The 20,868-nt window shown below is 49.4% G+C and carries 15 protein-coding genes; 4 read left to right on the top strand and 11 right to left on the bottom strand.

What is annotated here, in order from left to right; genetic code table 11:
• Window positions 1-198: 198 nt before the first annotated feature.
• From EJL04_RS10585 to EJL04_RS10595, 3 genes are all read right to left on the bottom strand, one after another.
• Complete coding sequence (locus tag EJL04_RS10585; protein ID WP_125104908.1) at window positions 199-2,319, bottom strand: glycoside hydrolase family 97 protein; 2,121 nt, start codon at window positions 2,317-2,319, stop codon at window positions 199-201.
• 107 nt (window positions 2,320-2,426) lie between these two features.
• Window positions 2,427-5,126 carry a 4-alpha-glucanotransferase gene (locus EJL04_RS10590; protein ID WP_053399276.1) on the bottom strand — a complete coding sequence of 900 codons (2,700 nt, stop codon included), beginning with the start codon at window positions 5,124-5,126 and terminating at the stop codon, window positions 2,427-2,429.
• 212 nt (window positions 5,127-5,338) lie between these two features.
• Window positions 5,339-5,917 carry a phosphatase PAP2 family protein gene (locus EJL04_RS10595; protein WP_053398948.1) on the bottom strand — a complete coding sequence of 193 codons (579 nt, stop codon included), beginning with the start codon at window positions 5,915-5,917 and terminating at the stop codon, window positions 5,339-5,341.
• Between the two features lie 546 nt (window positions 5,918-6,463).
• Here EJL04_RS10595 and EJL04_RS10600 point away from each other — a divergent pair.
• Together EJL04_RS10600 and EJL04_RS10605 are read left to right on the top strand one after the other, a co-directional pair.
• Complete coding sequence (locus EJL04_RS10600) at window positions 6,464-7,075, top strand: YiiX/YebB-like N1pC/P60 family cysteine hydrolase (protein ID WP_125104909.1); 612 nt, start codon at window positions 6,464-6,466, stop codon at window positions 7,073-7,075.
• Window positions 7,076-7,109: 34 nt separating this feature from the next.
• Window positions 7,110-7,520 (top strand): DUF4878 domain-containing protein, encoded by a 411-nt coding sequence (locus EJL04_RS10605; protein WP_082335276.1) that lies wholly within the window; start codon window positions 7,110-7,112, stop codon window positions 7,518-7,520.
• A gap of 178 nt (window positions 7,521-7,698) precedes the next feature.
• Here the strand turns inward: EJL04_RS10605 and EJL04_RS10610 are convergent, their stop codons facing one another.
• From EJL04_RS10610 to EJL04_RS10620, 3 genes are all read right to left on the bottom strand, one after another.
• On the bottom strand, window positions 7,699-9,735 hold the full coding sequence (locus tag EJL04_RS10610) for a chitobiase/beta-hexosaminidase C-terminal domain-containing protein (RefSeq protein ID WP_125104910.1): 2,037 nt from the start codon (window positions 9,733-9,735) through the stop codon (window positions 7,699-7,701).
• Between the two features lie 294 nt (window positions 9,736-10,029).
• The gene (locus EJL04_RS10615; protein WP_021853378.1) at window positions 10,030-10,848 is read right to left on the bottom strand and encodes a pyridoxamine kinase; all 819 of its coding nucleotides are present in this window, start codon (window positions 10,846-10,848) and stop codon (window positions 10,030-10,032) included.
• A 229-nt stretch (window positions 10,849-11,077) separates the two neighbouring features.
• Complete coding sequence (locus EJL04_RS10620) at window positions 11,078-11,404, bottom strand: DMT family transporter (RefSeq protein ID WP_021853377.1); 327 nt, start codon at window positions 11,402-11,404, stop codon at window positions 11,078-11,080.
• A gap of 485 nt (window positions 11,405-11,889) precedes the next feature.
• Here EJL04_RS10620 and EJL04_RS10625 point away from each other — a divergent pair, with 485 nt between their 5' ends.
• Entirely contained in the window at window positions 11,890-12,570 is a 681-nt protein-coding gene (locus EJL04_RS10625; protein ID WP_125104911.1) for a zinc ribbon domain-containing protein, read from the top strand.
• 5 nt (window positions 12,571-12,575) lie between these two features.
• A complete protein-coding gene (locus EJL04_RS10630) occupies window positions 12,576-12,920 on the top strand; it encodes a DUF3795 domain-containing protein (protein WP_125104912.1) in 345 nt (114 codons plus the stop codon).
• A 1,040-nt stretch (window positions 12,921-13,960) separates the two neighbouring features.
• Here EJL04_RS10630 and EJL04_RS10640 read toward each other — a convergent pair.
• The 5 genes from EJL04_RS10640 to susD all read right to left on the bottom strand — a co-directional run bounded on the left by EJL04_RS10640 (window position 13,961) and on the right by susD (window position 20,826).
• Entirely contained in the window at window positions 13,961-15,226 is a 1,266-nt protein-coding gene (locus EJL04_RS10640; RefSeq protein ID WP_125104913.1) for an IS4 family transposase, read from the bottom strand.
• 520 nt (window positions 15,227-15,746) lie between these two features.
• Window positions 15,747-16,223 carry a hypothetical protein gene (locus EJL04_RS10645; protein WP_125104914.1) on the bottom strand — a complete coding sequence of 159 codons (477 nt, stop codon included), beginning with the start codon at window positions 16,221-16,223 and terminating at the stop codon, window positions 15,747-15,749.
• A 224-nt stretch (window positions 16,224-16,447) separates the two neighbouring features.
• Window positions 16,448-17,899: an Outer membrane protein SusF domain-containing protein gene (locus tag EJL04_RS10650; protein WP_125104915.1), complete on the bottom strand. Its 1,452-nt coding sequence runs from the start codon at window positions 17,897-17,899 to the stop codon at window positions 16,448-16,450.
• A 34-nt stretch (window positions 17,900-17,933) separates the two neighbouring features.
• Complete coding sequence (locus EJL04_RS10655) at window positions 17,934-19,109, bottom strand: SusF/SusE family carbohydrate-binding protein (protein WP_164511752.1); 1,176 nt, start codon at window positions 19,107-19,109, stop codon at window positions 17,934-17,936.
• A gap of 46 nt (window positions 19,110-19,155) precedes the next feature.
• Window positions 19,156-20,826, bottom strand: coding sequence for a starch-binding outer membrane lipoprotein SusD (gene susD / locus EJL04_RS10660; protein ID WP_125104917.1), 1,671 nt, complete (start codon window positions 20,824-20,826; stop codon window positions 19,156-19,158).
• Window positions 20,827-20,868 lie beyond the last annotated feature (42 nt).

The raw sequence follows: 20,868 nt of genomic DNA on the forward strand, positions 1-20,868 counted from the left end.
GTATTTTTTTGTCGTTCATATAAAATATTACTACAGCAGGTATAACATCCTGTATGTCAGGGTATTATAAAAGGCCACCTTTCAGGCTCCAAAAGGTGGCCTTTTACATGCAGAAAGACGGCCTTTTGCACCCTGAAAGGATGACTTTTGGAAAACGTCAGGTTTTCTTTCCTCTCCGCATTTCTGTATTTTGTATTGTTATTGAGCGATGAGCGACACGGCAAAGCCTCCGCCGGGAGCTTCCTGCAGCTTGAGCACGTCGCCCTTCTTAACAATCTTGTGTGTTATCTCGTATGCCTTAGGATTCTTCTCATAGTGAGCGTCCTTGGCATCGGCATATATCGTGCAGTCATACTTGCGGCCCTTGTCGAGGAAGTCGAGCTTAACGACAGCCTTATGTCCGTTTTCGTCACACTTACCTCCGACAAACCAGTTGTCTGTTCCCTTTGCCTTGCGTGCAACGGTGATATAGTCGCCCGGCTCAGCCTCGAGATATTTTGAGTCGTCCCAGTCTACGGCAACGTCGCGTATGAACTGGAAGGCATCATAATACTTCATGTAGTTCTCGGGCAGGTCGGCAGCCATCTGCAGCGGACTGTACATAACGAGATAAAGCGACAGCTGGCCTACGAGCGTTGTGTGAACAAACGAAGTGTTCTCGCTCCATGTGTTGAGCTGAGTTTCAAGAATACCCGGAGTGTAGTCCATCGGACCTCCCTGAAGGCGTGTGAACGGCAGCACGACAGTGTGATCGGGACGGCTTCCGCCGAACGCCTCATACTCTGTTCCGCGTGCGCTCTCGTTGCCCACGAGGTTAGGATATGTGCGGCAAAGACCTGTAGGGCGTGTTGCCTCGTGTGCGTTGACCATGATATGATGCTTTGCAGCCTCCTTTACGGCACGCAGATAGTGGTTGTTCATCAGCTGACCGTAGTGGTACTCGCCGCGCGGAATGATGTCGCCAACATAGCCGCTCTTCACGGCGTCGTAGCCATACTTGTTCATCAGCTCATATGCTTTCTCCATCCAGCGCTCATAGTTCCATGCCGACGAAGATGTCTCATGGTGCATCATCAGCTTGACACCCTTAGAGTGGGCATACTCGTTGAGCATCTTGATGTCGAAGTCAGGATAAGGAGTGATGAAGTCGAAGACGTCGAGCTTTGAGTGTCCGAACCAGTCTTCCCATCCTTCGTTCCATCCTTCAACCAGCACCTCGTCGAGTCCGTTGTCGGCAGCGAAGTCGATGTATTTCTTCACGTTCTCGTTGTTGGCAGAGTGTGTGCCGTTGGGCTTGCACTTGCTGTAGTCGGTAACACCGAGATGAACCGACGGAAGGTCGTTGGTGTAGCTCCATGTGCCGCGGCCAACAATCATGTCCCACCACACACCGCAGTATTTTATAGGACGTATCCAGCTTACGTCGTCGAGCGCGCAAGGCTCGTTGAGGTTGAGAATGAGGTTGGAAGAGAGCATGTCGCGTGCGTCGTCGCTCACGATAACCGTGCGCCACGGCGTGTTGAACGGGGTCTGTATATAGCCCTTGTAGCCCTGGGCGTCGGGTGTGAGCCACGACTCAAACACCATGTTCTTGTCGTCAAGGTTAAGGTGCATTGTGGCATAGTTTACGCAGGCTGCCTCATGAATGTTGATGTAAAGTCCGTCGTCGGTCTTCATCTGCAGCGATGTCTGCACGCCTGTCGGCGAGAATGTGGTCTGCGATGAGTTTGGTGTTATGGCACTCTTCATCAGTCCGCGTATCTCCGAGAGCTTCGACTCCACGGTCTCATACTCCTGCGTGTCGTAGTCGCCCGGTATCCAGAAGGCCTTGTGGTCGCCGGCCATGGCAAACTGTGTGTGCTCTTCCTTTATAACGAAATAGTTGAGCTCTTCCTGCTGCGGAAACTCGTAGCGCAGACCCATTCCGTCGTTGTATACACGGAAACGGATAACGATGTTGCGCTTTGTTGCCGGCTGGTTGAGCGTAACGGCGAGCTCATTGTAGTGGTTGCGTATTGTGGCAGTCTCGCCCCACACCGGCTTCCATGTCTCGTCGAATGTTGAAGTGTCAGTCTTGGCAACTACGAAACCGTCCATCAGGCTGGTTTCCTCCATGCCCTTGCTGGCGTGCTTTGTCTTGGCCAGCTCAAGTCCCAGATAACTCGGCTTTACGACAGCCCGTTTTTTGTAGCTAACTTCATAAACAGGTCGCCCGTTGTCGAGCGAGAACTTCACCGACACATTGCCGTTGGGAGATTTTACGGTCTGCGCCATTGCCAGCATCGGCAGAAGCATCAATGCAAATAAAATCTTACGCATATTAGTTAAGTTAATATTGAATATAGGTTAGAAATTCATGTCTGGCATAAAAGACGGCAGGCCTGACTGCCTGGCCTGCACGTCTTCATTGTATCATGATGAAAGAATTACATACGTCCGCTCTCTTTGATAAGGTCGGTTATGTTCTGGTTATAGTCGTGTGCCTCCATGAGGTCTTCAATGCACATATGCATCCTGTAGCGCCAGTAGTGACGCGGATTGGAAGGTATGTTTATGCGCTCTGCATTGGCGTCGGCCAGGCGTATGCTCTCGTCTACAGCCAGCCAGTCCTGCACGGTCAGTATGCACAGCATGGACGGGCACAGCAGATGGCGTGATATGATGTCGCGTGCAAGCCATCCGGGCAGCGGATGAGGCGCAGCGCCATATTTCTGCAGCACGTTGTTATAGTAGTCTTGCGTGCGGCTCGCATCCTCGTCCCACCACTGGCGCAGCGTCGGCGTGTCGTGGCTTGATATCGTGCACACCGAGCGGTAAGGATTGCGCGACAGCACACCGAAGCGCACGCTCGGATCTTTGGGCATCGACTGTAGCTCAAGACTGAGTATCTTAAGTTCGTTCATCACCCACTGAACACAGTCGGGCACCATGCCCAGGTCTTCGGCGCACACCAGCATGCGGGTGGCCTCAACCAGCTTGGGCAGCTTGTTCATCGCCTCGCGATACCAGAACTGGTTGTTGCGGCGATAATAGTAGTCGTTGTATATCTTGTTGAACAGGAACTTGTCGCTGTCGTAGAGCGATTCGTAGATGAAGTCAAACTGCACTGATATGCGCGGATGGAACTTATTGGGGTCCCGATGGTCGCGCACAAAGAGCACGTCGCTTATCAGCGCATACAGGCCGTCACGCAGGTCGGTGTCAGCCTTGTCGGTCTTGCCCTCAAAGGCAGCCTCAACCTTGCGCTGTGTGTCATATTCGGGCTTCATGCGGTAGCGGCCGTCGTGTGCAGGCTCAAGATAAGTGTCGCGCACCATTGCCGCCCTTTCGCCGAACATGCGGTCGAGCACCCAGTCGGTGATGAACGGTTCGGTGAACAGTTCTTCCTGGAAGTGCAGGCCATAGGCCTCAATCTCCTCGCGTGTCATTCCGAGTGCAGGCGAGAACTGGCCCAGCAGACCGTGTACGGCATTGTAAGGTATCTCCCATATACGGAAGAAACCGAGCACATGGTCTATGCGGTAGGCATCAAAGAATTTTGCCATGTTTGAGAAGCGGCGCACCCACCAGCGGCAGCCGTCCTTTATCATCTCGTCCCAGTTGTATGTCGGGAAGCCCCAGTTCTGACCGTTCACAGAGAAGTCATCTGGCGGAGCACCGGCTTGCCCGTTAAGGTTAAAGTAGCGCGGCTCCTGCCATACGTCGCAGCCATAGCGGTTTACGCCGATAGGAATGTCGCCCTTAAGTATCACGCCCTTTGAGCGTGCGTATTCATGAGCGTCAGCCATCTGTGAGTTAAGGATAAACTGCACAAAATAATAGTAGGCCACGTTCTTATATGCTGCATTGCGCTGAACAGAAAGGGCATGACGCTCGCTCTCGTCGAACGCATGATGGTCGGGCCACTTGCTGAAGTCGGCCGTACCATATTTGTCGCGCAGATAGCAATACTGTCCGTAAGGCACCAGCCACGATTCTGCCTCCTTAAAGAAAGCCTTAAACTCGGCAGAAGCCATCACAGTCTTGCCTTCCTGCTCATATATTATGCGCAGATATTCGTTCTTGGCGTTGTTCACGCGCTCATAGTCGATCTGCGGCAGAGCGTTGAGTTCCTGGCGCAGGGCCTCAAACCTTTCGCGTTCGGCCTTGTCGGCAATAGGCGGCAGGGCGTTGAGGTCGGCATACTGAGGATGCAGCGCGAAGATGCTTATGCAGCTGTAGGGATAAGAGTCGGTCCATGTGTGGGTGGTGGTTGAGTCGTTGATAGGCAGCACCTGCAGCACACGCTGCTGTGTCAGGGCAACCCAGTCTATCATCTTCTTCAGGTCGCCGAAGTCGCCTACGCCGAAACTGCTCCTAGACCTTAACGAGAACACCGGCACCTGGGTTCCGGCGCAGCGTATATTGTATATCGGGAAGAAAGCGTCGTCGAGTTCATAAACCATGATGTCGTCCTTTTCCAGCACAGGCACATCGATGGTGCGGTTGAAGCGGTCTTCCCACAGTATCTCGGCAGTGTCGGCCACGTCGACGGCAACAAACTTAAACTCTATTGTCTTGCCTGAAATCTTCAGCGCATTGATGTCTGCCACCCACTCGTTGTAGTTGTGCTCATACATCTGCTGGCCCTTAAACACGTCCCATGTGCCCAGAGTAACCTCGTTGCCCACAAGCACAAGGCGCTCATGGCCGCGGAGCTGCGGGGCGCGCACCTTTATGCGCAGCGTAGCCACATGGTCTGAAGGCGGCAGAGCCGACAGACGGCGACGCTTTATGCAGTCGGTGAAGGCCGAACTGTAAAGATAAGAGTTGTCGGGTATGCCTATCCAGCGGTCGTAGGCAACTATGCGGCCGCCCTTTGCGGCGCCGAGTTCAAGCCTGTGGGGAGCCACGGTCCACTCCTTTCTCACGACGTTGCTCTCGCCTCTCACCACGCTGTAGTAATAATCTATATATTCACCGGTCTTGGCGTCAAGTTTCAGACTGTAGGTCCACACCTTTCCGTCGGACGTGCTCATCCTGTATGGAGTAACAACGTCTGCCCCGTTCTCTCTGCCGTTGATGACATTCAACACGAGTTCTTCGCCAAAAGCCGTATTATAAGCTATGTTTAAAAGTATATTCATAGGTCACGAGTTATGGTTTTCATTGTAAAAGATACATAATGAAATCATGCCCTGCAGGCCACGCCATGGCCTTTGTTTCAAGACACGACTTATCTTACCTGCAAAGATAATAATAAAAAAAATAAATGATAATCTAAATTTATCTGTTATCTTTCAATTAATCATGCGATCGTTTACACAAACCTGTCTGCATGCCCACACCATGCTCTATTTCAAAGATTTACAAGAAGCGTAAATCCGTTGGGCATAACAGCTACATCTACGTTTTTCTTTTTCTCTCCGGTTATCAGGTCGCCAAGCCTGTAGCCGGCTTCGACAGAGAGCACGCCTATGGCAGCACCTGCCACAACATCGCCCCAGTGATGACGGTTGCGCCTCACGCGGTCTACGGCAGTAACGGTGGCCACGGTGAATCCTGCCACGCTTATCCACGGACTCACCTTGCCAAACTCCTTATGCAGTATGGCGGCTCCGCAGAAGGCTATCGACGTGTGGCCCGACGGAAACGAATGGTCGTCGGTGCCGTCAGGGCGCGTAGAATGTATGGTGTGCTTCAGCGCATAGGTTACGCCGGCGTTGATGACAAACGACGTGGCCGAATTGACAAGCAGACGCTTCCACGAACTCTGGGCGTCAACCCCTGCTGCTTTGAGCACATAGGTTGATGCCAGCGGTACATACTGCAGATATTCGTCGATGCCGTCGCCATGATAGCGCTCATACTGCTGCTGTGCGTTGCAGGCCGATGACATAAAGACTGCAAAAACAATTATTATCAGTTTGCGTAGCATGGGTGCAAAGATAGTGAAAGGTGAGAGCAATACAAAATAAAACTTACTTTATTTTTATTGCCGAACCGAATCCTATCTTATTCAAAGATAGTGAAAGGTGAGAGCAATACAAAATAAAATTTACTTTATTTTTATTGCCGAACCACATCCTATCTTATTCAAAGATAGTGAAAGGTGAGAGCAATACAAAATAAATTTACTTTATTTTTATTGCCAAGCCGCATCCTATCCAATCAAAAGATTACAAGATATTTAAATGAAAGACGAAAAGAGAACAAAGAAAACGTTTTAAGAAAGCTAAAACGAGAAAACCATTAATCAGACATAGGAAGCAAGCGGATTGAAAATTAGCTTCGCTGACCGTTGGCTCCTTATACTTTATTACGGATTTTCACTATGCTCATCAACTTGCATAAATCCGTCGGAACAATAGCATTGTTGCCATATATCCGGCATAACGGATTTCCGGCATTATGAGTAAATAATTTTGTCAGGATTTTGTGATTACGTCTATTATGCTTATCTTTGTGAACAGTGATAAAGATAATGATGAAAACTGCGATTTGCCTGGCTCTTCTTACGGCAACGCTAATATCCTGCAACGACAAAAAAGACCTAACCATATTTCCGGCAGGATGCGAGCTAAAGACGGGAGACATTGTGTTTCGCCGGGGAGGAGGCATAAGCAGTCATGCGGTGATGATGGCCGACAGAAACGGACGCTACTCGCATGTGGGCATAGTGGTCGACTCGGCCGGCAAAAAGATGATTGTGCATGCTGTGCCGGACGAACCCGACTTTGAGGGAGACCCGGACAGGGTGAAGATGGAGACGCCCGAGAAATTCTTCTCACCGATAAACGCCAACGCAGGCGAGGTGAAAAGGCTGAAGGGCGACACCATTATACCGCTGAAGGCAGCAGAATATGCCATGCAGACCTACCGCCGCAACACACTCTTTGATCACGACTATGACGACAGCGACACCACGAAGATGTACTGCTGCGAACTCGTGGAGTTTGCTTACGCCAAGGCAGGGCTGACGCTGGCCGGAACGGAGCGCCACGACATAAGTCTGCCGGGCATGAAAAAAATAAGGTGCATGCTGCCGTCTGACATCTGTAACAACAAGTCGCTAAAAAAGATTATTGCATTTTAAACCTATTATTAACAAACAAAAAAATTTTTGAACCATGAAAAAATTAATTGGAATTATGGCTCTTATGGCAGCCTTGTTTATCATGACATCGTGCGGTGGCGGCGGAAACACTCCTAAAGCCGTGGCAGAAAAGGCTGTTAAATGCTTGCAGGACAAAGACTACGACAAATTTGCCGACCTCGTTTATATGAAGGTTAAAGAGGGCGAAGACCCTGAAGCCGGAAAGAAGATGCTGTCGGGCATGATGCAGGGCAAGGCCGACAAAATGTATGAGAAAAAAGGCGGTATAAAGTCGTATGAGGCGCTGTCTGAACAAATAGACGAAAGCGGCGAGAGCGCAGTTGTTAAGATGAAGATTATGTATGGTGACGGCTCTGACAAAGAAGACGACATCAAGCTCAAGAAAGACGAACAGGGCAACTGGAAAATAGACATGGGCAAATAATAACAGAAGCTTAATCATAATAAAAGACAGGGGGCAAGATGCTGATTCATCTTGCCCCCTGTCTTTTATCCCCTATCGGTAATTATACCATATATGGCTTTATTATCTTGCGTATACGTCTGAAATATAACGCCCGACAAAGGTTCATCCTTGAATGTTATTCTGTGATGTCAAGCCGTTACTTCACCACAACCTTCTTGCCGTTAACGATGTAAAGGCCTTTGGCTAGTCCGCTTACAGCCTCGTCGGCCGTAGCACCTCCCGACGTATGGCGCACGAGGCGTCCGTCTATGGTGTAGACACCTGCAGAGGTGCGTCCTTCGGCTTTGTCGGCCACGATACCGCCGATGCTTGTGGCATACTTGTCGGTTACATCTTCAACCTTATACTTGCCGCCCTCAGAGGTTGAAGAAATCTCGAAGTAGCTGTCTTTGCTGACGTTGTTCACGTCAACTGTCTGAGGCGAGCCGCTCGCGGTGCTGAACACGAAGCACACACAATCGTCTGACGAGTTCATCGTGTAGGTCTGATAATACCATGTCTTGCCGCCCACGGTCTTTGTAGCTGTAACGTTGTCGCCGGGCCATGAGCCGTTCACGGGCGAATGTGTGCCGTCGCCGCCCCACGACCAGAAGTTTACGCGGCTCCAGCCTACGTTGTCGGCATTGACGCATACGGTTATCTCATGTGGCTGGAATGCCGTAACGGTGTAGTGGCGTGTTATCATGCCGCTCACTGCGCCGCCTGTCAGCAGGGCAGCCTTGAGGGTTGTGGTGGCGTCGATGCTCACTGTCGCGCCGCTGCTGACCTTCGTGCCGTTAGATGCCGTAGGCTCGCTGCCGTCCGTGGTGTAGACAATCTGTGCGCCGGCATCGGTTGTGAGTGCGCTGAGAGTTACGCTCACGCCGTTGTCGTAAGAGCCGGAAGGAACATCGGCCCATACGCTGCCGGCATTGCGCGAGATATAATATGCAAAGTTCTGCCCCTTGTCAACGAGCTGATAGTCGGCTTCCTTTACGGTTGACGAAGGCCATGAGGTTGAGCCCATAATAACAACCACCGACTTGCCGTCAGTGCCGTTCACCTTGATGGCATACTGCGAGGCGGTGCGGTTCATGGTCTCAAATGTGCTCTCGTTGTTTATGCCGGCCATATTGCGGGCATATATCATCTGCTTTATGTCCTGCTTATATTCCTTCCAGTGAGGCAGGAAGACGCACGGAGTGCCCGGCGCTGCCAGGATAAAGGCGTTGGCAGCCAGGATGTTGGCCTTCACCTCGCCGTCGTTGCCGCGGCCATAGGTGTCGTGGTTGTCAACGAAGGTTACGGCATAGCGGCGATAATACATGTCGTTGGCCAGACAGCTGCCGCCCAGCGTACTCCAGTTTGAAGACGAGTTGCAGCAGTCGCGCAGCAGATATTTCAGCGGGAAGTCGAACGCGGCCGACTGCTTTGCGCCGTTGGCTGTGGTGCCGTCTATCCAGCTCTTTATCTGCGACACGCCGTCCCAATACTCGCCTACCGAATACTGCGGGTTGGCGGCCGTGTTGTATATGCCCGTAAACTCAGGCGCATAGCCCTTCACCATGTCGTAGCGGAAGCCCGTATATCCAAGGTCGTTGAGCAGGAAGTCGAGATATGCCTTAACCATGGCCTGCACGTTGGCGCTGTTATGGTCGAGGTCGCGCGCTCCGTCGAAGTCGTCGCCCGTGTCGGTCTGTCCCGTAGGCTTAACCTCAGCCTGCGCAGCCGTCTTGCCTCCGTCGTCGTTAGAGCAGATGTCGGCAGCCCCCATCGTGTAGGTTACGCCCTTGTAGGTCTCCTCGGGGAAGCTCATCCATGTGCCTGCCATCGACGAGCGGTGGTTGATAACCACGTCGGCTATAGTGCCCAGCCCCTTGCTCTTGAAGGTGCTGATCATGGAGCGCAGCTGCTGCTCGTTGCCGAACGTGCTCGTGTAGTTGTTAAACCAGTAGAGGTCGTTGTATCCCATGGAGTTGCCCGAGCCGCAGTTGCCGCTCTGAGGTATCCATATCAGTTTGAAAAACTCAGACAGCTCGTCGGCCTGACTCTCAAGGTTGGTCCACTGTGTGTCTGAGAACGAGTCCCAATAAAAGCCTTGCAGCATCACGCCCTGCCAGCCCGACGGCCATCCCTGTGCCGAAACCGACAAAGCCATAAGTGACGATACGATTGTGGTAAATAATTTTCTCATGGTATAAAAATGTTTTTTTATGGTGTAAAATTAAAGATATTATGAACATCTTGTTTACACGCCGCCACAAATATCAGCGAAACTTCTGTGCAAACGTTTGTCTTGAGAACTGGATATAAGGATTTTTCAATCCGACAGCGTCCTGTTTATTATGACTTACAGGTATGAATTGCGAATCAAAGATCCTTATATCCGACAGAACAATAGCCTTGTTGCTTCGAAATAAAGACAAGAGTTTCGATTACAACAAGGCATTTGGATTTTTCACTCTTCACTTTTCGTTTTTCACTTATGTCAAAGCACGTCGAGATATTTCTCCAGAGGTATGCCGCGGTTCTTGTCAGTGTTGTCCTTGTTGAGGTCTATCAGCTTATACACCACGTCCATGGCTTTGCGTGTGCTTGGTTTCAGTTCCTTTCCGCCCAGCAGATAGCCTATGAGCACGGCTGAGAAGATGTCGCCGGTGCCGGGGAAATGAACGGGTATCTCGGTGTAGGGCTGTGTGAAATACTCGCCGTTGACGTGGTTGTAGCCAACAACTGACGGCTGGCCGTCTACACGTATGCTCGTTATCAGGGCCGACTTTGTGCCTAACTTCAGAAGTGAGTCGAGCAGTCGACGGGCACCTTCGGCTGTTACTCCGGCAGCGTCATATTGGCTGTCGGTGAGATAGCAGGCCTCAGTATAGTTTGGAAACACAAGATGGGCCACGCTGACCATCTCGCGCATGCTCTTTATGGCCTCGTCGGTAACGCCGTTATACAGCTTGCCCTCGTCGCCCATTATCGGGTCGACATACACCACCGTGCCGTTCTCTGCCTGTTCGCGACAGTAGGCTGCTATGATGCGCGCCTGAGTCTCCGACGCCATGAAGCCTGTGGCTATGGCATCGAACGAGAAGCCGAGCTCGCGCCATACGGGGAACACGCCCTTGATATACTCCGTCGTCTCGAGTATGTTAAACTTTCCGTAGTCGAGCGTGTTAGACACGAGTGCCGTGGGCAAATTATATGTGGGATGTCCCATATACGACAGTATAGGGAGCATGGCTGCCGTGGCCACCTTTCCATAGCCTGCCATATCGTTTATGAGCAATATCTGTTTCTTTTTCATAACATTCTAAGTTTCGGCTGCAAACTTACATAAAACTGACGAATTAACGCAAACAAAATTGAAAATATGGTCAGGCACAAAGCATATTTATATGACAAGCACAAAATGAAAACCGCTAAGCCCCAGCCGGCCATCATACCGCATACTATGTTATACACAACATAAGGCAAAGACACAGGCAGAATAATAACGTCAGACTTCAGTTAAAGCCCTGCCGGATATCAGTCGTTCAATGCGAAACCATCTTCAGTCCGATTATTGAGGCTATCAGCGTGGTGATAAAGAACAGGCGCAGGAATGATGCCGGCTCATGAAAGAAAATGATGCCCAGCAGCACCGTGCCAACGGCCCCGATGCCTGTCCACACAGGATAAGCCGTACCTATGGGCAAAGTCTGCACCGCCTTGGCAAGCAGCACCATGCTCAGGACAAGACACACAAGAAAACCGACGCACCACAGATACCACTCCGTGCCGGAGGCTTCCTTCATCTTGCCAAGACAGAAGGCAAAGCCCGACTCAAAAAATCCGGCAATAACAAGAATAATCCAATTCATCTGCTTTTATTTTTTCTGCATATACAAAATCGCAAACAAAGATACGAATTTTAATCTAAAACAGAATGACATAAAAACCTAATCAGTCGACATACTGCAAATTGCGCTATCACAGGCAACAGTTTTTATTCGCATGCGCAGCTTTATGACGCAAAAAATTAACTAAGATTATCGTCATAAGGCTTAATCTTTTCGCTTAAATTAATTACTTTTGTAAACGGATTGAGAATACTCTGTCCAAAATATATTTTAAGGATTTAAAGAAGCGTTATGCTTTTCTTGTAAGTTGGAAACGTAGGAAATTTCATAACTTGGCACAAGAGAGGGCATAGCAGTTCCCACGCTATAGCGTGGGCTGCTATTATCATATCTGTGCCAAAGGTTTCCTACGACCTCCAACTTAGACATGATGGCATTGCAGTTCCACGCTTTCATATTGTATAACCGCCCGCAGAGGAGCTTATGGGCACAAAACAGACTGATATATGGAACAACACTTCTGCCAAAGTTGCGGAATGCCTATGACGGCTGAAAACAGGGGCACTAACGCCGACGGAAGCTGCAACGAGGACTATTGCGCTTACTGCTACAAGGACGGCAAGTTTACGCAAGACTTCACAATGAGCCAGATGATTGAATTCTGTCTGCAGTTTCTTGCCCAGATTAACCGGCAGGCCGGATGGAATCTGACACCGGCCCAGGCCAGAGAACAGATGCAGAAATATTTTCCGCAACTGAAACGATGGAAAGAGAACGACGGACGGACACTCGCGGAGAAAGCCGCCGCCCTACTAAAAAAGTGCGAAAGCGTCACCATTGCTTCTGTAGACGCCAACGGCTATCCACGGCCCGTACAGATGTCTAAAATCAAGGCAAATGGCTTTAATGAGGTATGGACGGCAACTGGTGCCGACTCTGTTAAGGTGTCTGACTTTAAGCACAACGGCAAGGCCGGACTATGCTATGACTGCTACGGCGACAGCGTGGCGCTGCGCGGAACGGTAGAAATAATAACCGACGATGCCATACGGAAGGAAATGTGGCAAGACTGGTTTATACATCATTTTCCCGGAGGACCAAGCGACCCTAACTATGTCATTCTGCATTTTAAAGGTACAGAAGCCACATTCTGGATTAACGGAGAATTTAATCACTCTACAATTTGATTTACATGAAAACAATAATTTCTGATACACAAAACATTGCGGCCTGCGGCCTTTACTGCGGAGCATGCCGCAAATACCTTGCCGGGAAATGTCCCGGATGCAGGCTGAACGAGAAAGCGTCATGGTGCAAAACACGCTCATGCTGCATGGCAAACAAATTCAACACATGCGCCGAGTGCCCGCGCGACGTGAACGACTGCAAACTGTATTCAAACTGGATAGCAAAAGTGTTTGCCTTTCTATTCAACTCTGACAGGGCGGCATGCATACGCTATATCAAAGAGAAAGGCGAAAAGGCTTTTGCCGAAGAAATGAGCAAACGTAAATGTCAGACAATAAAAAGAAGGTAAAGATATGAAGAACGAAATATTATATGTCCTGCTGGACAACTATGCCGACCACGAACCTGCGTTCCTTGCCTCGGCCATAACATGCGATGAGCGCGGCATGAAAGAGTTTTAGTTATTTTGCACATGAAATATAAAGACTTAAAATCGTAGTCAGAAAGTTATCACGGAACAGTAAAAAGTCAGGACAAAATATTTTTTCAATCTAGAAAATCAACATATAACGGATGTTAAAGGAAAGGCATTACAGCAGCAAAACCTTTAACATCCGTTTGCTTTCCTCATGCAAAAATGGCGCAAAAACATGGATTTTCAGAGCTAAAACGGCTGTTTTTGTGATGCAAAAGGGCAACATCCGAACGGTAAACCTATCGGTTTTGAGTGAAAAGTGGCTGAGTAATATTTTTTAACCATTGCGTTTTAGTTCCGCGAAATGTATAAAACTCTATAAATCAACGCCTTAACAAAAATGTGCAAAATCAGCCATTTTTCACGCCAAACCACGAAACCGTGACGAGCATGGCGATTCTAGAGGCGTTAAACGTTCAATTTAGGAGATATTTTTTTAGAAGTTAAAGTCAGATGCATTGTAACTTAAAAACAAACGGCATATACCAACAAAGCTAATTTTTAGTAGCTAAAGTAGTTATAGAACTTAAAGCCGAACGCATTGTAGCTTAAAAAAACGTGCCGCCGGATATGTAGCAACAACGCTAATGTGCCGGCTGATTTGCAATTGTCGTGCAAGCGAGAGCAGAAGCAAATCTCTTATTGCATAGGTATGAGTCTCGGATCACAGATCCTGATACTTTATGCTGTCGGATAGCATATCCGCCAGAACATTAGTCTTGTTGTTTCTCTGCAATTCTTATATTCAATGCCGCCATAACATTATCCGCTGTTTCCCTGCAAGCGGCATAATACCAACAAAGCTAATGTGCCGGCTGATTTGCAATCTGCCGGAATATAGTATAAGGATTTTCAATCACTAGTGTTCGAAAGATTATTTTATTCAGGTTATGTTGCAATGGCTAAAATCCGTTTTACGGAATTCTTGCCTTCAGCCGGATGTCACTATTCTGTTTGTCCGCATGACCGCCATTTAGCACAACCATGAGTTGACAGACCCAATCCTGCATCTCCATAAAGAACATGAATTTGCCTATAGAGAATCCCAGGCCGTTCTCACGCTTGTAAATCATCACGAGCATGGCAGTGATGAGCGTCATGTACAGTATAACCTTAATTCCGTTCTCACTTGTTGACACGAAATGTGAGAAGGACAGGTTCTGCTTCAGGAACTTGAAGAACACTTCTATATCCCAACGTCTCCTGTATGCCTCGGCTACCTGCTTCGGCGTAAGGCCGAAATCGTTGGTTATCAGGAACACCTCGTTCTCAACCCTCCTTACCTTGCCTTTGTTTGCAGGGCGTGTGGTGTCACGCGGATGCTTGAAGCGTGCCTTTATAACGCGGTATGGCGTTTCGGAGTATTTCTTCTCCTCATTGTCGTACAGATGTACAATATTGTCCTCATACAGCTCAAGATTGCCAAGGTCGGTGTCTGTGTCTTCTTTCATGAGGCTTTCCACTACCTCCATGTTGCGGCTGGTCTTTATCCTTCCGACAAATTTTCCATTATACTCGTTTATGGCGTTAAAGTTGTCCAGGGAGCTGAGCCCGCGGTCTATAACATATAAGTTCGTATGCCTGCTGTCTTTTTTGACAAGCTTGAGCACGACCTTCGGGATGGCCATGTCCTCGCTAAGATATACAGCCTCGTTGAACACCTCGGCAAGCCTTACGGCGAAACCGTCATATGCCATGGTATACTTTATCTGCTTGCGCGGCTGCCTTCCGTCTCCGGGTTTCTTGCCGACGGTGAAACCTGCCTTGAGCCTGTTGCAGCATTCGGCCACCATGGAGCTGTCGACCCGTATAAGGTACAGATGCAGGATTTCCTCTTCAGTGTACAGTTTGGAGAAGCGCCCGTATATAATCTCATAGGCCTTCTCAAAGAAGCTCAGGTCTATCTTTGACAGGCGGGTGGAAATGGAACTGTGCGTCACATGGGCGTCTGCACTTATGTTGAACAGCGTCTTGAAAATGGAATTGTTGAATACGACCTCAAGCTTGCGCTGACTTATCTGATCTGCTGCCAGGAGGGCAAAGACAAGGAGATAGAACATCCGCTCGCCGCTCAATACCTTGGCGCAATAGTCCACCTTTGTAGAACTGGACAGTTTGGCCAGTTCTTCATCGGGTATCATGCGCAGGATGTCTTTTGCATGAACTTTTACATCTTTCATTTCAATATTTTTTGCTCTATTATTATGATGTAAAGATACAAAAAAATATTGATATATGCAAGTAAATAACTGACTTTCAGATAGTTAAAATCTTTCGAACACTAGTGATTTTCAATCCGATTACTTCCTATTTTTTGATTAATAGGTATGAGTCTCGGGTCTCGGATCACAGATCCTGATACTTTATGCTGTCGGATAGCATATCCGCCAGAACATTAGCTTTGCTGTTTCTCTACAACAATTCCCTATAAAATTTTGTATCACTACAATGCATATGAATTATTCACTCTTCGTTCTTCACTTAATTTGTCATATCCGACAGAACAATAGCCTTGCTGATTCTCTACGACAATTCCCTACAAAATTTTGCATCACCACAAAGCATTTGGATTTTTCACTCTTCACTTTTCGTTTTTCACTTACACATGTATAGCATATACAACAAAACAAATATCTTGTGGATTCATAACAATGACAGAATCCACAAGATATTTGTTTTAAATCTTTAAATAAGAAGATTCTAAAGTTCAACCCTGCCGTCTGACGGATACGTGAAGTTGATTTCGTGGAGCGTGTTGTGGCTGTTTATCACGAGAATATACTTGCCGGCCTTCAACGGCCCAACCTCGTAAGAGACGTCGAAGGGACAGATGCAGTTGCAGCTTGTGTCGGTCTCCTTTTCAACAACGCTTATGCGGTTGCCTGTAACGGTCAGCGTAACGTCTATTTTCTCCGAACAGCAGTTGTAAGACACGTTAGCATGGTTGATGTAGACATAACCGTCGCTCTTGCTCTTATACTCTACATACTCTGTATCAAACGGACTGCGTGTTGTTGCGGAGCCGACCTGTGAGGGCTGTCCTTCGGTCTTACATCCCGTAGTGTAGACATTACGGACGTTTACCGTTGTCGTTCCTTCGTCGTCGCTGCTGCATGACGAAACAACGAACGCCGCACACATAGCGGCAAGACATGAACAAATTAGATTTAGCTTCATAGATTAAGGTTTTTTAGTTGAAAAACTCTTGTTGGCTGTAACCCCAATGCACCGCCTTGAGCGCTGACCTGAGGCGAAAGACGCCGACCGCAGTATGAGTCTTTACAAATACTGACGCCGGCGAGAGAGTGATGCGGCCATGAAAAATGTGCCGCAAAAAATCAAATGCGCCACGCACTTTGTATTTAAACAATGGTGCATGGCGCATAACACAAAATCTGATATTATTCTGCTAAGAATACAAATTCAGTGGTAATGTCGTTGAAGTAGACGCTGTAGGTACCAGCCGGAACTGTCATGTTGCCGCCGTTATAGTCGGCTTTGCCATAATAGTTGTCGGCAATGTTGGCACCGTTGCCCCAGCTGTCAGCCCAGTCGTGTCCTGCACGGAACTTGAGTCCGCCGTCAGACGGGATGCTGACCTTGGCATACCAGTTGTGAGGAGTAACCTGAGTGAGGTCTACGTCGCCGCTCCAGCTGTTGAAGTCGCCGATGAGCGAGATTGAGGTGTACTCCTTCGGAGCCTGGTCGCTGAGCTTAGTCCATGTATACTTCATGGTTGTCATGTCGATGGTGAAGGTGTAATACTCGGCAGAAGGAGCAGAAATAGACTGTGCGCCAGAGTTTACGATGTTGCCGGCAGGAGAGTTGTCGCCGTCAACTGCACATCCGTAAGCCTTGTCCCAGTTGCCGAAGTCGGCACCAGCCCAGAACTTCAGGTCGTAAGCACCCTTCCATTTTGTAGTGTAGCTCATCACGGTGCTTGTCTGCGGATAGAACAGACATGTCATGCCTGTAGCCGGGTCGTTGTTCCATCCCTGCAGGTCGCCCACCATGTAATACTCGCCGGCCATCTCTTCGATGGTGTAAGTATAGTCCATCATGTTGACGGTGAGCTTATAGAAGCCCTGTTTCTCTATCTTGCCGGCCTTAGGAGCTGTGGTTACGAGTGAGCCTGTGAGACTCGGGTCGCCGTCAATGGCAACACCCACAACACCGTCTGTTCCCTCATGCCACAAGTCGCCAGAGTCGATGTTGCCCTGCGGAACTATCTTCCAGTAGCAGTCGGCCTTAGGTGTTGTGAACACTACAGAGAACACAGGATCCTCATATACATCGGCACCTGAATGTGAGAACTTGATAGCTGCATCGGCAGCCCATCCGCACATATCGCCAACAAGATAATAAGCGTCGGCAATGTAAGGAGCCTTAGGCGTAACTGAAATCTGAATCTTGCCGGCATCAACCAGGAACGACTGGCCGCCGATGACGATATCAGAATAAACTTGAGCGTCGAACACGCGGGCTGCCGGACGACGTCCGTAGAACTCAACCACGGCGTCCTGAAGCGCAGTGCTGTCGAGCATGCCGTCGGCGGTTGCCTCGAGCGTTTTCTTTGTTGCAGAAGAGCCGTCAGCCGGCAACAGTTCTACACGTGTATGCTCTATCGTGGCACCCTCTGGCAGGGTTGCAGCCGAAAGCGTGAACGCCTTGACGCTTGTGCCGGGGTTGGCCAGGTCGATAGGGTCGGCAGCCGTTGCCGTATAGCCCGGCAACGTAACTGCTTCTTCCTGCGGATTGCTCTGCGGGTCGGCCCAGTCGTCATAATCGCCGTTACATGAAACGAACGTCATGGCTGAAAGCAACAGACCGCCCAAAAATAATATCTTTTTCATAATGATATTTCTGTTAAATGGTTTAGATTATTGGTTATTTTACTTCTCCTCTGTCGTAGTCGAAGTCTACATAGAGTTTCTGACCCTTCTCGCAGGTAACAGAATAGTCGCTGCCTACGTTCTGAGCCCAGTTGTCAGGAATGTCGCAGTCGCGCCAGTAGAGGTCGCCCTTATAGAGAGTGAACTCTGTGCGCCACCAGTCGAGACCCGGCACCTTGATGCTTGCGCGGAGCTCACCGCCGGCAAGGAAGGCAGGAGATACCCACTGAGCAGAAGCATCGGCAGGAGCTGTAAGCTGAGTTGCAGCGTCATGTCCCCATGTAACCTGAGACATAACAGTACCGATGACGTAAGCCTCGCCCGGATAAACAGTGAGGGCAGACTTAATCTGGTTGTTCTCAACCGAAACGTTCATAAACAGAACATACCATCCGCCGTTGGCCACCTGTATGCCGCCGTCAGCACCCTGAGACAAGCCTGCGCCGGCCTGGTCGTCAAACGAGTTGGTCAATGCATAGCCCTTGTCCGGTGTGTCTGTGTCGCCCCACATGAATGTTGAGCCTGCAGCAAGATAAGCCATGCCGTAGAACTGGCCCTCGAATCCGTATACAGCAGCAAGAGGCTTAGCCTCAGAACCGTTGCGGATAGAAGAACCTGCGATATATACAGTCTTAGGCATTGTTGCAACATAAGATACAACAACCTTTGGCAGAGTGATTACGTTAGAGTTGCACCAGCCCTTGTCGCTGTTGGCGATGTGGGCACGCAGACGCACGTAAACAGGCATAACTATGCCGGATGGGTCGGCACCGTTGTTCTTCTCCTGATACATTCTTACAATGGCATTGTTCATTTCGGTAGCATTTACGTTCATGTTAGCCTGGTTGTATGTGGTCTCAAGAGTTGTGTAAGTGGCAGCCTCCACCTTGGTAGCATCGCCAGAAGCGAAGTCTGGGTCGATAGAAACCTGCACCTGATAGGTGGTTACAACAGGGAAGCCATAGTCGGGCTGCGATGTCGTAAGGTTGACATATGTAGAGTTAGCCAAGTCGTATACATTGTCGTTGGCATGAGCCGGCACGTTAAGCACAAACGATTCGGGCTGATTTAATATAGGGTTGCTCTCGTCGTCGGTCTCACATGAAGCCATGAAAGGCAGCACGCCCAACACCAGTGCCGGAACGAACAGTTTCTTTATTATATTTTTCATAATCATTTTCATTTTAAAACTTTATTGCAAACTGATTGCCATGTTATCAATAACCGGGGTTCTGTGTAAGGTTGCTGTTGTTGAGCACGTCGGTTGCCGGTATAGGATAAACATTATAGTGAGAGTCAACGGTTGTTCCGTTAGCGGCTCCGCCCTTCCAGTCCCATAGATATTTGCCTGTCGTGAAGCAGCCAAAACGTACGAGGTCGCTGCGGCGACGGCCTTCGAGATAGAACTCGCGGCACCACTCGTCGAGTATGTCCATGTCAGATGTGATAGAGCTTATCTGCTTTGCGTTGGCACGCTTGCGCAGCTCGTTGATGTCAGAAACAGCCTTCTCGGGCTGGCCTTTGCGATAATAAGCCTCTGCACGTGTAAGATAAACCTCTGCATAACGGAACAGCGGAATGTCTATGTCGGGATATTCGGTGTCGTGTGTGGGCTGACCGTCTGTACGGAAGTTGTTCCACTTAACGATAGAAAGTCCGTCGTTGAAGCTTGATATAGCATCTGTCTGCAGCTTGCGTACACCACCGCCACGGCCGCCGTAGAACAAAGCGCGGTCGTCGCCGGCCTTAGCCACGATCTGAGCTGTTGACGAACCGTCCTGCTGGTCGAGAGCCTTGATTTCGGCCTCTGTAGCTCCGGCAGGAGCCGGCTCTGTGGAAATCGGACAGTCAGACAGTGTGGGGAAGAACTTCTTTACCATTGCTGCACGTGCGAAGATACAGCTCCAGCCGTTAGTTGTTCCCATGTCGGGCATTCCGGCAATACGTGTCGCGCTGACGAGCATGAATGAACCGCTGTAGCTGCGGGTCTTCTGTCCGTCCTGACGGATAGGCAGGATAATCTCCTTCATAGCCTGCGGGTTCTCGTCGTTGTCGGCCATGAACAGCTGTGCATATCCAGAATAGCCGTTCTTGGCTGTCTTTGAAAGTTCGTAGGCTCCGCTGCCAATAAGCAGGTCGCAATAGCTGATAGCCTTGTCATAATCCTTAATCTCGCCCTTGGTGTAGATCTCAGAGTTGAGGGCCAGACGTGCATGCAGCATATAGGCAGCACCGCGGTCGGCACGGCCAAAGTTCTCAGAGTTGCAGTAAGCACCAACCTCGGCCATCTGCGGCTCAATCTCAGTCAGCTCCTGGTCGATCCATGTGTAAAGGTCCTTGCCGCTCTTCTCAACAGGAAGGTCGCTGATGTTGAAGTCGAGCTTGAAAGGTGACTTGCCGAACAGGTCGAGCATGTACCAATAATGGAGAGCACGCAGGAAACGCACCTCGGCACGGTTGAGCTTGTTGGCCTCGTCGTCGGGCACCTGGCTCAGGTAGCTGTTGAACAGAGTGATGTCGTAGGTAAGGCGTGTGTAACCCCACTGAGTACGGATACTGCTTGAGTTCCATGCAATATTGGTAAGCTGCGGAATGTCAGTATCTGTCTGCCAAGCCCATACACACTCGTCAGAGGGAAGCTCCATGCAGTTGAACGTTGTACGGTAGAAACCCGACTCACCCTCGTCGTCGCTCAAGTCGCCATTGCCGGCTACACCTTTCTGACCGGTAAGTCCGAGAGTGGCATAGCATTTAGCCAGCAAAGCCGTAGGATCAGCAGACGGCTTGGTCTGCGGGTCGATTGAGCTTATGTTAAGGTCGTTGGCACAACCGGTCAATCCGGCTGCAAGCACAGCGACTGCCAATGTTCTAAAAAATATCTTTTTCATTGTTATGTCCTTTATTTATTACTTTTATATAAATGCACAACC

Source organism: Prevotella marseillensis, assembly GCF_900625065.1.
GTDB lineage: Bacteria > Bacteroidota > Bacteroidia > Bacteroidales > Bacteroidaceae > Prevotella > Prevotella rara.

Coding starts and splice junctions, on each gene's coding strand:
- EJL04_RS10625 (WP_125104911.1), top strand. CDS start 11,890: ATGGAACAACACTTCTGCCAAAGTTGCGGAATGCCTATGACGGCTGAA.
- EJL04_RS10590 (WP_053399276.1), bottom strand. CDS start 5,126: ATGAATATACTTTTAAACATAGCTTATAATACGGCTTTTGGCGAAGAA.
- EJL04_RS10610 (WP_125104910.1), bottom strand. CDS start 9,735: ATGAGAAAATTATTTACCACAATCGTATCGTCACTTATGGCTTTGTCG.
- EJL04_RS10630 (WP_125104912.1), top strand. CDS start 12,576: ATGAAAACAATAATTTCTGATACACAAAACATTGCGGCCTGCGGCCTT.
- EJL04_RS10600 (WP_125104909.1), top strand. CDS start 6,464: ATGATGAAAACTGCGATTTGCCTGGCTCTTCTTACGGCAACGCTAATA.
- EJL04_RS10655 (WP_164511752.1), bottom strand. CDS start 19,109: ATGAAAAATATAATAAAGAAACTGTTCGTTCCGGCACTGGTGTTGGGC.
- EJL04_RS10615 (WP_021853378.1), bottom strand. CDS start 10,848: ATGAAAAAGAAACAGATATTGCTCATAAACGATATGGCAGGCTATGGA.
- EJL04_RS10605 (WP_082335276.1), top strand. CDS start 7,110: ATGAAAAAATTAATTGGAATTATGGCTCTTATGGCAGCCTTGTTTATC.
- EJL04_RS10640 (WP_125104913.1), bottom strand. CDS start 15,226: ATGAAAGATGTAAAAGTTCATGCAAAAGACATCCTGCGCATGATACCC.
- EJL04_RS10595 (WP_053398948.1), bottom strand. CDS start 5,917: ATGCTACGCAAACTGATAATAATTGTTTTTGCAGTCTTTATGTCATCG.
- EJL04_RS10650 (WP_125104915.1), bottom strand. CDS start 17,899: ATGAAAAAGATATTATTTTTGGGCGGTCTGTTGCTTTCAGCCATGACG.
- susD (WP_125104917.1), bottom strand. CDS start 20,826: ATGAAAAAGATATTTTTTAGAACATTGGCAGTCGCTGTGCTTGCAGCC.
- EJL04_RS10645 (WP_125104914.1), bottom strand. CDS start 16,223: ATGAAGCTAAATCTAATTTGTTCATGTCTTGCCGCTATGTGTGCGGCG.
- EJL04_RS10620 (WP_021853377.1), bottom strand. CDS start 11,404: ATGAATTGGATTATTCTTGTTATTGCCGGATTTTTTGAGTCGGGCTTT.
- EJL04_RS10585 (WP_125104908.1), bottom strand. CDS start 2,319: ATGCGTAAGATTTTATTTGCATTGATGCTTCTGCCGATGCTGGCAATG.